This window comes from Chitinophaga sp. YR573 (genome assembly GCF_900110995.1).
Classification (GTDB): Bacteria; Bacteroidota; Bacteroidia; order Chitinophagales; family Chitinophagaceae; genus Chitinophaga.
In genome coordinates this window covers 583,220-596,069 of the sequence record NZ_FOJF01000001.1, presented here as the reverse complement: position 1 = coordinate 596,069, position 12,850 = coordinate 583,220, and the positions used below count along the sequence as shown (strand labels likewise).

The following is a 12,850-nucleotide window of genomic DNA, read 5'->3' as shown; positions in this document are numbered from 1 at the left end:
GTGTTTATTGCCTATACCTAGATTTTATGCCAAGATTGCGAATGATTTACACGTTTAGAGAGACGTGCTATCCTGTTTTTTCTGAAACGGGGAGTATTAAGGATTGTCATTTCATGAAGATATTATCACCTGCCGCGGGTGTGATATCTTATATGCTACCGCGGCCGTGGACGCTTACATAATAATGTTTGCCGGTGAGGATTGAACAAAAAATTAAGAATTTACGAATACTAGACGATGCAGCATAAATTTACACTCTTAGCATTTCTTACTTTATTAACGGGTTTACTTGCCGGTTGCGGCGGCGGTAAAAGTTCAGGATGTACTGATATCGTAAACCCCACTGTATCATCAAATGCCCCAATAGGTCAGAATGATACACTCAGGCTATCTATTTTCGGTGTGGAACCGAGTAATACGTATAGATGGACAGGCTCTGACGGATTTACTTCCACTCAGCAGAATCCAACTATTATACATCCTTCAAAGGGTAAGAATAAGTACTACGTGGTAGAAATCAAAACTGCCGGTGGTTGTACTTATACTGACTCTGTAACAGGGATTACGGTAGTTGGTCCATGGGCCCCTTGCGGACTGGATAGTAATACCGCCCAGCTGGATGGAGTTACCTATATGTCTTTACGTACTATAAAAGGTACCGTTACCAGCAGCAGCACCTATAAGATAGAAGGTGTCAGCACTAACGCAGGTGTAGTAGTAGAATTTGCAGGTACACAGCCCCCATCAGAAGGTGTGTATACCATACAGCCATCCAGTGGTACACTGGCAACCGGTTATGCGAAAGCTACCATTACTACAACTACCACCGGTGCATGGACCCCCAATTCCGGTAGTGTGTATGTATCTGTAGATGGAAGTTCGATTACAGTCAGTTTCTGTAACCTGGCCTTTACTTCTACGAATGGCAGTTCTGTGGGACGCATTAATATGACGTTACCGTAGGGAGGCCTCAAACCTTACCATAATTTTATCTATTGCAAGATAATTCAGGGCATATTCCCGGGCATTTCCGGTAATATGCCCTGGTTCGTTATGTACCGCTGCACAGATGCCTTCATTCAGCGCCAGCTGGTCTTCTGCTGCTACCAGTATCCCTATATTCTGTTCCCGTACTACTTCATGCAGACTGGTATCGCTGTTGGCGGTAATCAATGCCAGTCCGCCCACCGCCATAATTGTAGTCAGTTTTGATGGCATCACCAGGTCCCCCGCATTCGCTTTCTGGATCACCAGGTGAACATCTGCCATATTCAGGAAATGATTAAAACGCTCAAACGGCTGCAAGGGGAAAAAGATCACATTCTGCAGGCCCTGCTGCCTGGCCATCGCAATCAGCTTTTCTTTATAAGGCCCGGAGCCACAGATTAAAAACTGAATGTCTTTCAGCCCCGCTGCTGTATATAAGATAGCTTCCAGTCCCTGCTTTTCACCTATTGCACCGGAATACAGCACCACTTTATCCGTCATCTTAAATCCATACTCCGTTTTCAGAGAGGCCCTGTTCTCCAGGGGGTAAAACAGCGATACATCCACCCAGTTGGGAAACAGCACAATATCCCGTCCTGTTTTCTGCTGTATCTTACGGATCATCCCCTCAGAAATACTGCTGATCACATCTGCCTGTTTCATGATATACCGCTCTGTCTTAAACAACAGCCGGATAAGGAAATCAGTGCGTATCATACCCAGATCCCTGGCGGCTTCAATCTGTAAATCCTGTATATGGTAAAACAGCTTTGCTCCACGGACCTTTTTATAGAGTACCCCCAGTAATCCAAGATGGAAAGGGGGGACTACGGTCATGACTATATCGAATTTCTTTACAAATAATAACTGCAACAATTTTAAGAAGGTGGATAACAGGAAAGTAAAATCCATCAGAATCCGCTTCTTACCGGAGGGATCTGCCGGTATATATTGAGGACAACGATAAACGGTAATATTCCCTTCCACTTCTTTCTTATACCAATTCCTGTTTTTAACATATGGTTCCTGTACTTTCCACTGGGGATAATAAGGATAAGCTGTAATGACAGTACATTCATATCCGTTATCAGCCAGCCATCTGATCATTTCTCCACTGTATTTACCAATCCCTGTAGGCTCAGGTGCATAGTTCACTCCTATCAGCAATAATCGTCGGGGCATATTCTTTTATCAGTAAGCGTTTTTATCTCCTTTAATCATGTTCATCATTGTCTGGAAAATGATCTGGCAGTCTAACCAGAAACTGTAGTTCTCAATGTACCAGATGTCCATGTCCACACGTTTTTTCATCTGTCCGTTCTGACGGGTTTCTCCCCGGCAGCCATTCACCTGTGCCCATCCTGTAATACCGGGTTTCACCATCTGCCGCAGCATATAATGGTCCACTGTTTCCCTGGATTCAAAGTGTAAAGGAGTAGCATGAGGTCTTGGTCCTACAAAAGACATTTCTCCTCTTAATACATTGATGAACTGAGGTAATTCATCCAGGTTTGTTTTGCGCAGGAAACGGCCAATAGGTGTAACACGACTGTCATTCTTTGTTGCCTGTAAAAATTGCCCGTTACTATCTACTTCACTTGTCTGCACTATCATAGAACGGAACTTATAACAGGTGATCTTCCTGTTTTTCAGTCCCCATCTTTCCTGTTTAAATAATACCGGACCTTTAGAGGTTAGTTTGATAACAGCTGCAATCAGTAAAAACAACCAGCCAAACACAATAAACATAAACAGTGAAAAGCAGATGTCCAGCATACGTTTAATACGTTGATTACCGGTATCATCTAACGGACATGCACGTATATTTACCAGTGGTACATTGCCATACACATTCATACTTACAGTAGGTGTGCAATACTGATGACAGTCTGCAATAATCCTTACCCTTTTAGCAGCCCTTTCACTTACGTCAATGACCTTCTGTGTTTGTTCTTTCGACCTTTCAGGTAAAGCTACCACCACATCATCTATCTCATTTGTTTCCAGTATACTTGTAAGTTCAGAGAGCTTACCCAGGTACTGGCCATTAATCACGCTATTGGTCTGGTCATCTACAAAGCCCACACAATTATATCCGTACTGATTGTTGTTATGGATGGTATGATAAAAGTTCATGCCTGTTTCTCCTGTCCCTATGATCAGTACATTTTTAGGATCATGATGATGAGGTTGTAAACGAAGCAACAGTTTTTTTACAAGATATTTTGATGTAAGAATTCCCGCAAACAGATAGCTGCCATACAAGAGGGTAAAGGTTCGGGGATATGGGTAAAATTTAATAAAATAGAAGAATAGAAAAGTAAATACACATACATGCAGTAATACTGTTTTGAGGATAGCTACGAACTCGAAGGCAAAAGATCCTCCTTTATCGTAGCTGTCGTACAAACGCAATGAACTTCCCGTTATCGTCCATAAAAACGCGCTGAACAATAATAATAGCAGGTTGAGTTGCGAAAATAATATATCGCCCTTACCTGCGATGTAATGCCTGGTTAAAACAAATGCAGTTGTCAGCACTACATAATCGAGAATTTTCCTTAATGACAGGTGGTTATTAATCTGCTGTTTCATAATGGCAATAGCTTTACAAAAGATATCAATAGATAACTCTAACAATTAATTGGTAAGGCTATGAAGATGAAAATGTTGCTGATCTAAAGGGATGATTAGTTATTCTTTCGCTTGTACAACAAGTCCATTTGTAATATCTGTAATTCGTTTGTTTGTAAAAATCCTACGGGGGCTATAAATTCAAATCCAAGTTCTTTCACAAAATTATGCATCTCATCAAACAGGGGTTCTCCATCGTACATCTGTACAAAAGAGGTTTCAAAAAGCAGGTAATCAATTTTAACAAGGCTGTTCATCGCTCCTTTCAATACTTCTTTTTCAAATCCCTGTACATCCAGTTTTAATAATACCGGAGACATAAAAGGGATATTGATGAGCAGATCATCCATCCGTTTCACCGGTACTTTTATTTTATTCACAGAGGAGGTTTGCGGCATCATCTGTTGCTGCAGGGATGATACGGGTAATGCAGAACTGGCATGCGAATAATTATTACTGAAAAACTCCAGTGAACCGCTGGTACTTCCCAGCGCAAAATTGTAGGTGTTGATGGTGGTTGCCTTTCGTGTATTATGTCGCAGGATACTGTATACGGCCGGCACCGGTTCAAAGGAATGTATATCAGCCTGCGGATAAAAATACCGGGCAGATAAAGCAAATTGTCCCTGGTTTGCGCCTACGTCCAGGATCGTATTTATCTCGGGGATATAATGTTTGCAGTTATGTAATAACTGCGTGGAGGCAATAGAAATGCCCTTTTTTAAAAAAGAAGTAAGTCCCCTGCCGGATTGTAAAAAAACTCTGGCGGCATCCGCTACTTTGAAGATAAGGTTCATGATAAAAATTTATTGTTCCAGCAATCCTTGTAAAAATGAATCGTCTCCCGTACACTCTTCTCCCAGGTAAATAATTGCGCCTGTATAAGTCCGGCACAAATTATCTGTTGCCTGTAATTCCCGTTTTCCAGTTGTAGAATTTTCTCTGTAAAAGCATCCGCTGTAATTACATCTGTGAGTAATCCTGCCTGTCCTACTACCTCAGGCACGGCCGTTGCATTGGTGGCTACTACCGGGCAGCCGGCTTTCATGGCTTCTCCTGGTGGAAATCCAAAACCTTCATAGGCAGAAGGGTAGAGCAGGCACCATGCATAATTGTACAACAGGTTCAATGATGATGGGCTCACTGATTGAAGGATATGATAACGTCCCGGGATCTTTGTCTGAATGTTGCTTAATTCTTTGGGGCCCCATTGTTCTCCTCCTGTTACTACCAGTTGGTAATGCGATGGTAATTGTGTCATCACATCCAGTGCAATAGCAAAATTCTTATAGTGACTGCGTCCGCCTATATACAGAATATAGGGTGTGGTAATATCAAAAGGAAGCGCCTGTGTATTTTTATCCACGGGGTAAAAAGTATCTGCAATACCATGATGTACCACCCTTAATTTATCAGGATCTGTATCCGGATAAAAGTGCAGTAATTCTTTCTTTGTACTGTCTGAGATACAGATGATGCCATCTGCTTTTTTAATACCATAGGCTTTTTGTTGTTTGTTTGCAAGTCCGCGTGGAAAGCGTGTAGCTAGTTTCCTTTCATGTGCAAAATCATGCACTGTCAGTATATTGACGATATTCTTCTGTGGAGATACACGCAGGTATCCGCCATGAAAAACAGATGCATGTGGTAATGTATACCGCATAGGCAGATAGCGCAGATACTGATGAGGGATCCAGCTTTCACGGATACAGTTATGATTCTCGTAGTGTATACTTTTCTCGAAAATATTATCGGATGTAAGTCCGGCATTCAGGAAACTCACAGGTATTCCCGTATTGCAGATACCCTGCAATAATTCATACCAGTAAACGGATACACCGCCTGCTTTCTGAATGGTGAATACTATGTTATCCAGGAATATTTGCATAACTGTCCTCTTTGGTTTCATATACACTCAGCAATGCTGTAATAATCAGGAAAAGATCTATCTGGCTAAAAAAGAAACAAACCCATATAAAGGCCAGGTAGCTGCTCTGGAATCTTGTAATGTCAGGTTTGGTTTGGGTAAGGATGAAAAAGAAGCAGAACAGGGAAAACATCCCGAATTCTACCAGGATATAAAACCATCTCATATTGAGATTATGTCCACCGATACCATTTACACGATTTTCGTAATTCATTTGTCCAAAAAAATACTGTGAAGGAATAAATGTACTGTTGCCGGCCCCATATCCTGAGACCAACAGGTAGGGCTGGTCTCTCAGAAAATCCACTACGGGCAGTTCCATATCCCTTTGCAGGGGCATACCCATTATCACGTTGTCTTTCTGCCATATTTCATTATCATAGCGGTATACGGATCTTTTAAAGACTAACTGGTATATGGCATTGTGCTGATTTTGTGCATATAGTTTGATGAAATAATTTTTAGAGGTATTTACTACCATAAACAGGCATACGATGATGCCCAGTGTTCCGAATATTTTCACACGTACAGAAGGAAATCCACCTACGGCCCAGAATGTTAATAGTGCTGCCAGCATATTGATCCAGAATGTTTGTGAGGCAGTGAGCAAACCAAATATGATAGTGATAATGGTCATCCTGTACTGCCTGTCTTTTACAAACAGCGGAATACATAGTGAAAGGAATGCACTGAATACTTTTGGCTCTGCAAAGAGGGCCTGCACACGCAGTGTAACGAAGGAACTTTCCTGTTCCAGCATGTACCTGCTCTGTAACCCAAGCATTTCTCCCAGCGTCACGCTTCTGAATATATACTGACAAACGATTTGTATAGACGCAATCACGAAAGAGATCCCTGCAATCTTTTTCATTGTATCAGAAAAGAGTGTAAAAGAGAGCTGTTCTCTTTCCTGTACTATTTTGGAAGCAAGGGCAAAAAGGGGCAGGTATGTCTTTATGTAAAAATATACCGGCCTGAAATAAAAAGCAGCTTGTTTACCTAAAGGATAATAAAACGGATCTTTATAAAACTGTACAATCATGAAGACCACGACATTCGATATCAGTGGTAATGCCAGTAGCAAAAGGTATTTGCGCCTGATTTGAAGTCGTCCTGTCACTAACTGGTGTGCCTGGTCCACCATGAAAAATACACCCACAAAAAAAGTAGCTGTAAAGGTGGGACCTACCATTAACATAGTATATGCTTCCGTGGCAAAAGCATACATGATTGTTTCAAGAGCAGTAATCTTATTCTTGTAGTGAAGATATAAGAGTACGGCTGCAAAGAACAAGGGCATTGTTTCTCTGAAGAATTCCACGTATGGACTACTGCTAAAAAGTATACTGTATGAGCTATCCATATTATCCGGCAATGAGTTCATATAATTTCTGCGGCAATACACTCTTCACCAGCTTTTTCACTTTACTTAGCAGGTGAGTTGTTTTAAACAGTGTACTGGCAGCATATCGGTCTGCGTCTTCATCTATTTTAATAACTGAAGGATGTATGATTACAGGCATATCTCCATATTGCATTCTCTTAAACCAGGCAGGTACATATTTTGTATGCGTAGCCTGTTTGCCATAACCAATATTCCTGATAAGGTTGGTGTTAGGGGTGATAGTCCAACCCCTGTTAAACCATACGCTCATAAACCATTGTATATCCCAGGTATCAATTTCATTCCCATAAATAGCATCCAGGTCAGCACGTAACCGGGTATTCAATCCTTCTTTGGATGCATCTTTATATCTCTCCAGGGAGAAATCATATTTCTTCCATGCCCTGCGCCAGCTGGCCCATCCCCAGATATGTGTGTAATGGGAAAAGTAATAGGAACCATCTCCGCGTTCGATGCCCATCTGGTAATTAGTACCACTGATGTGCATGACTTTTTCATTGGTCCTGTAATGCGCAAGTAAGCTGGTGCAAAACGAAAAGAAAGTGGGATCGGGTAAGCAATCATCTTCCAGAATAATACCTTCTTCCACATTGTTGAAGAACCAATTGACAGCACTGCTTACGGCCTTTCCGCAACCCAGGTTATGTGTCTGGAACAACGTGTTTACTTCACAGTCCCAGTCTATCCGTTTTAATATTTCTTCCCTTGTTTCTTTGCATAAGACTGCCTCTCCGGGTTTGTGGGACCTGGGGCCATCCGCTGCAATGAATAATCTTTCAGGCTGCTGTTTGCGGATCTCTTCAAAGACCAGCAATGCCTGATCAGGGCGGTTAAATACCAGGAATAATATGGGTGTCTGTAATCTCATCACTTAATAGCCTCCAGTGCAACTGCGTTATCAAACCTTGAAGATTCTTCTACTAATCTGAACATCTCATCAGGACAGTCATTAAACTTACAGGTCCTTACTTTTTTGAAGCCTGCTTCCTGCAGAATATTTGTAAGAGATAAGGTATCCCACATATAGAGGTGTTCATGATTACCGAGGGAAGTAGACAGCAGGCTTTTAATACCGCGTTGCCGTTGTTTTTTCCCCAGCATTGTCTTTTCCAGGAATTTGGTATTTGCTTCCCTGTCCTGGTTGGAGAGGTCCTGTACATATTCCCTGGCAGCGCTTTCCAGGTCTGGTACCACACAACGGAAATAACCACCGGGTTTCATGATGCGGAAGGTATTGCTCACAGCCAGCTGACAGTCTTCATAAGACAAATGTTCCAGCACATGAGAACAGTACACACCATCGCATGAGTTTTCAGGAACACCTGGTAATCCTTTCAGGATGTCTCCCTGTAATACATCTTTGGGAAAGGTGACATGCATTCTGTGGCGTACGAGATTACCTATCAGTGGTAATTTCTGGATACGCAGAGTAGGAGAGGCATCAAAGTTCTTCCAGCCTTTAGGGGCCGAGTAAGGGCCACATCCGTATTGTACATATAATTTACTCATGGCTTTTCATGTTCTTAAAGATGTAAGTGTAATAAGTCTTGGCAAAAATGACATATCCTGCTTCCTGCATATATTGTCCTATTTCAGTGTTCTGCATATTCGCCAGCAGGAAGGGGTTGGACTCTACCAGTATATAAGCCGGCCGGTATTTCTGCCAGTTATTGGACCGTAGCACTTCCATATCCAGTCCTTCCGCATCAATGGTCAGAAAGTCGATGTTTGTACCGGCAGGCAGGTAACGGTCCAGTATATCTGCCAGTGGCCATGTTTCTATTTTCTGTTCTTTGATAATGCGGTACTGTGGGTCCTGCGTATATTCTTCTACTTTATCTGTAGAAAAAGTATTCAGAGCCGGTTCATTAAAAATGTAATAGGTGAGATGCTGCTTTGTAGCAGATACACCCATTTCAAGATTAATATCCAGTGGCCTGTATTTATTAAACATGGCCTGAGATCCCGGCATGGGATCTATATTGATGCCTGTCCAGTTTTTCTTGTAAAAGAGATAGGTGTTAGATACCCGGAAGGGGTGATGCGCACCTACATCGATATATACGCCATTGGTTTTCGTATCGAAGATCCTTTTCAGTATCAGGTCTTCGCCTTCTGAGCTATAGGCAGGCACCATGTACCGTATCCGCGGTACTAGTTTTGAAGCGATGTCTGCTACTATTTTTTTTACACTGGTCATTTCGTAAGCGGCTTTTCTCTGATTAAGGTTGATAAACTTCCTGTGAAAATTTTAAATGAACCCAATACCTGTTTCAGGTCTGCCAGGGCCATAAACGGGTCCAGCATCTGACGGGTAAAGGTGACTATCCTGCCGCTTTTATCCAGCAATATAACCGTGATATAAAGTGATACGTAAGAGGCTACAGTAGATATCGCAGCCCCTACGCCTCCCATAGAGGGTATTAATAAAATATTGATGATAACGTTGACGAATAAACCAGCTCCTGTCGCATACAGGTTGCTTTTATATGTTCCTTCCACTATCTGGTATTGCATGATGACCATGGCGAGGAATACGGGGATATTTGCCCATATATGAATAAGCAGTATTGTACCTGAGTGAGGATATTTTGCGCCATACAGCATGGTCGTTAGTTTCCCTGCCATAAAAGACATGCTTGTAGCTATGATGATACTTGCCCAAAAGGAGAAACGCAGCCACTTCTCTATGGTATCCCAGTATGCCTGGACGTTTACCTGTTTTTTCTGTACCAACCCGGGTAATAATGCGGTAGATATAACAGTTGGGATGGCATACCACAGTTCGGATATCCTGGCGGCGGCAGCATATTCTCCCAGTTGTACAGGGTTGCCGAATATATCCAGCAATAACTGATCAGATTTCATGTACAGCAATACCAGAACACCTGTGAAAATCAGTGGCCAGCTGTGGGTTATCAACCGGCTGGCTTCTTTTTTACTGAAAGCAGCAAAGAAGTTCACCTGGTTCTTACTAAGATAAAAAACGAGAATGATGATATAAGTAATGAGCAGTTCTATAAAAGACAACCATACAAACGTGAGCAGTGAACCATTGAATACAATGAAGAGCAGTTTGATGGCGCAGAAAAGAACAAACACAGCTACTTTAGGAATGATCACCTTCTGTACCTTGTTATTGGCCTGATAGAGACAATCGAATACATCGAATGACTGTAACACAATATTGAACCCGGTAATAACGGTGCATACCAGGTAAAGGGAGCTTTTGGTAAAGCCTACGACAGCGATGCAGATAAGGCAGGATAAAATACCTGCGCCTATGCGCATAACAAGAGCTGTAGAGAGGATTGTGTCCTGTTTGTCCGGGAAAGACACCAGTTCCTTCACCACCAGTTTGTCCAGGCCCAGTATGGCCAGTCCACCTGCAATAGTAGTTAATGCAATGGCAAAGTTCCATATGCCAAAGGCCTCCGGACCAATATGCCTGGCTATCATCGCCATGGTAATCAGTCCGAAGAAAAGCCGCGCAAGTTTATCTATCAGCAGCCACCCGCTTGTTTGAAATATTTTATGCAATCCTGTGTTTTAATTTTTTAAAGAATGAGAAAAACATCTTTTCTTTTCTCCTGCTATCTGTGTAGGTGTAATGGTCGTAGTAATAATATGGATAGAAAGAATCCTGTTCAATACCATTGAAGATGACGCCTGTCTTTTTGAAGAAACCGTCTTTTACATTGTCTGCAACAGATACCAGTTTCGTTTTCTGTGTGAAATTGTAGCGGACCACAAACAGGGTACAGTCTATAAAGGGAGCCAGGCTCTTCGCATCAGATACAATACCTATAGGCGCTGTATCTATGATGATATAATCAAAGCGTTCTTTCAGTTGTGTTAGCAGTACTTTCATCTTATTCCCTTCAATCAGTTCTACCGGGTTGGGAGGAATGGGGCCGGAAGAAATCAGGAACAGATTTTCTGAACCAGGTATAGGTTTGATGATCTCATCGATGGTTTTGTTTTCCACGATGAAGTTGGTAATACCTGTATGATTATCCTGTCCCATCAGTCGTGATAATTTAGGTTTACGCAGATCCAGTTCCAGTAATACAACCTTCTTGTTATTCACGGTCAGTGAATTACCAAGGTGTGCAGTCATAAAGGTTTTACCTTCTCCCGAAACACTGGACGTGATGAGGATGGTAGTAGAGGATGTATGCTCACTTAATAAGAAGCGCAGATTAGTACGCAGGTTGAAGATCTGTTCCAGCAGAATAGACCTGCTGTGAAGGGAGATCTCTTTATTCTTTTCATCTTCCTGGTATATTTCTGCCATGATGGGCAGGCCGAATGCCTGTTCAATTTCGTTCTTGTTCAGCACCTTGTTATTCAGGAAGTATTTGATGTAGATATATAACGTACCTAATACAAGACCTGCTATAATAAAGGCAACAAACACCAGTGTTCTCTTTGGAGACTCTGGTTTGTCGGGTACAAAAGCAGGTGCAATGATTTTGTTATCGGTAACATTACTGGCGTATGAAACAGAGGCTTCTTCTTTCTTCTTCAGCAGGTACAGGTAAAGATTTTCCTTTACACTCTGTTGTCTTTTGATATTGATGTAATCCCTTTCATAGGAAGGGATGCTCGCGATCCTGGCCTGGATCTGGTTCACTTTATCCTGCATCTGTGTTTGTGCCACATTTGCATTACGTTTATATCCTGCCAGGTAGTTTTTGATGGTGTTCCTGGAATCGTTAATCTGTGCATCCAGGTTCTGTACGATTATACTACCGGGCTGCAGGGAGAGCGATAATTTCTTCCTTTCGTTTAACAGTTCTTCGTAACGGTTGATCATGGCAGTGAGCGACTGGTCTACATTTCCCAGTACAGGAGCAAACGGATGATCTGTTCCCGGCGCATTGATATAATCTTCCATCTGGTTAAATACAGATAACTGCATGTTGGCTTCATTCAGTTTGGTATCTGCATCTTTTACCTGTTCCAGTGCCAGTTTGGAGTTACCTTCAATATCTGTGATCCCTCTCTTTACTTTAAAACTTTCTTCCTGTCTTTCCAGGAAACCCAGTTCATCTTTCAGTGAATCTATACGTACTGTTAAGAAACGGATTGTTTTCAGTGCAACCCTGTTTTTATCGTCCAGCGTATATTCATTGTAGGTATCCAGTAAGGCATTGAGGAAGTGTGCAGTTCTTTGAGGTACACGGTCTTCGTAGGTAACCACTACTACGGTGGCATCCCTGTTTACCAGTGCAGTGCCTATATCTTCAATCTTCTGATAGGCCAGTTGGGGAATAGAATCTATCCGTATACGGAATGCAACATTCTGTCCTGCAATAGCAGGATCGTAAGAGATGCTGAAACGGTCTTTATGTATGGTAAACGGTTCTCCTGCATGTATAGTAAATGGTACGGTAGATGTGTTTTCTACACTTTTTATTTTCAACAATCCGTTTTCGGGTGTCACATCAAGTGTATAGTTACCGGTTTGCGAACTATCGCTGAGGAGGTGTATGTTGAGCGGATTGTGTTCATACAGTTCTTCATTGCTTACAGTCCCTTTTCTGAAATAGCGTATATTGAAATTATTATCCTGAATTACTTTTCCCACAAGGATAGGAGATTTCAGTACTTCCATTTCATTCTCAATGTTCTTTCCGTTGTTAAAAAGGGAGAGTGATTTGAGCATATCCATTTCTTCCCCACCTTTCTTTTCATCATCTTTCAGATATAATTTAGCGCTGGAAAGATATCTTGGTTTGGCATATCTGAGGTATGAGAAGGCACCAGTCACCGCAATCGCGATTACAATTAAGTATAAAGGCCAGTGAAAGGCTATTTTCTTAAAAAGATCATTGATATCGATGATCGTACTTTTAGTATTTCTCTCAGTATTTTTATTCATATGCTTACAT

General features: G+C 41.9%; 11 protein-coding genes. 1 reads left to right on the top strand and 10 read right to left on the bottom strand.

Annotated features, from left to right (window positions below):
• Positions 1–237: 237 nt before the first annotated feature.
• On the top strand, positions 238–963 hold the full coding sequence (locus BMW86_RS02595; RefSeq protein WP_089778682.1) for a hypothetical protein: 726 nt from the start codon (positions 238–240) through the stop codon (positions 961–963).
• On the opposite strand, the gene BMW86_RS02590 is transcribed toward BMW86_RS02595, so the two are convergent.
• From BMW86_RS02590 to BMW86_RS02545, 10 genes are all read right to left on the bottom strand, one after another.
• The gene (locus BMW86_RS02590; RefSeq protein ID WP_089778680.1) at positions 955–2,169 is read right to left on the bottom strand and encodes a WcaI family glycosyltransferase; all 1,215 of its coding nucleotides are present in this window, start codon (positions 2,167–2,169) and stop codon (positions 955–957) included. The two genes, BMW86_RS02595 and BMW86_RS02590, sit on opposite strands and share 9 nt — an antisense overlap.
• Before the next feature lie 9 nt (positions 2,170–2,178).
• The gene (locus BMW86_RS02585) at positions 2,179–3,582 is read right to left on the bottom strand and encodes an undecaprenyl-phosphate glucose phosphotransferase (protein ID WP_089778678.1); all 1,404 of its coding nucleotides are present in this window, start codon (positions 3,580–3,582) and stop codon (positions 2,179–2,181) included.
• A 95-nt stretch (positions 3,583–3,677) separates the two neighbouring features.
• Positions 3,678–4,418 carry an FkbM family methyltransferase gene (locus BMW86_RS02580; protein ID WP_089778676.1) on the bottom strand — a complete coding sequence of 247 codons (741 nt, stop codon included), beginning with the start codon at positions 4,416–4,418 and terminating at the stop codon, positions 3,678–3,680.
• A complete protein-coding gene (locus BMW86_RS02575; RefSeq protein WP_177189130.1) occupies positions 4,415–5,509 on the bottom strand; it encodes a glycosyltransferase family 4 protein in 1,095 nt (364 codons plus the stop codon). The genes BMW86_RS02580 and BMW86_RS02575 overlap by 4 nt, the downstream gene beginning before the upstream one ends.
• Positions 5,490–6,932 carry a hypothetical protein gene (locus tag BMW86_RS02570; RefSeq protein WP_089778672.1) on the bottom strand — a complete coding sequence of 481 codons (1,443 nt, stop codon included), beginning with the start codon at positions 6,930–6,932 and terminating at the stop codon, positions 5,490–5,492. The genes BMW86_RS02575 and BMW86_RS02570 overlap by 20 nt, the downstream gene beginning before the upstream one ends.
• Positions 6,913–7,821 carry a hypothetical protein gene (locus BMW86_RS02565; RefSeq protein ID WP_089778670.1) on the bottom strand — a complete coding sequence of 303 codons (909 nt, stop codon included), beginning with the start codon at positions 7,819–7,821 and terminating at the stop codon, positions 6,913–6,915. The genes BMW86_RS02570 and BMW86_RS02565 overlap by 20 nt, the downstream gene beginning before the upstream one ends.
• Positions 7,821–8,462 carry a class I SAM-dependent methyltransferase gene (locus BMW86_RS02560; protein ID WP_089778668.1) on the bottom strand — a complete coding sequence of 214 codons (642 nt, stop codon included), beginning with the start codon at positions 8,460–8,462 and terminating at the stop codon, positions 7,821–7,823. Before BMW86_RS02560 ends, BMW86_RS02565 begins: the two co-directional genes overlap by 1 nt.
• The gene (locus BMW86_RS02555; protein WP_089778666.1) at positions 8,455–9,153 is read right to left on the bottom strand and encodes an FkbM family methyltransferase; all 699 of its coding nucleotides are present in this window, start codon (positions 9,151–9,153) and stop codon (positions 8,455–8,457) included. Before BMW86_RS02555 ends, BMW86_RS02560 begins: the two co-directional genes overlap by 8 nt.
• The gene (locus tag BMW86_RS02550) at positions 9,150–10,493 is read right to left on the bottom strand and encodes a flippase (protein ID WP_089778664.1); all 1,344 of its coding nucleotides are present in this window, start codon (positions 10,491–10,493) and stop codon (positions 9,150–9,152) included. The genes BMW86_RS02555 and BMW86_RS02550 overlap by 4 nt, the downstream gene beginning before the upstream one ends.
• Positions 10,486–12,840, bottom strand: a complete 2,355-nt coding sequence (locus BMW86_RS02545; RefSeq protein WP_089778661.1) for a GumC family protein — start codon at positions 12,838–12,840, stop codon at positions 10,486–10,488. Before BMW86_RS02545 ends, BMW86_RS02550 begins: the two co-directional genes overlap by 8 nt.
• Positions 12,841–12,850 lie beyond the last annotated feature (10 nt).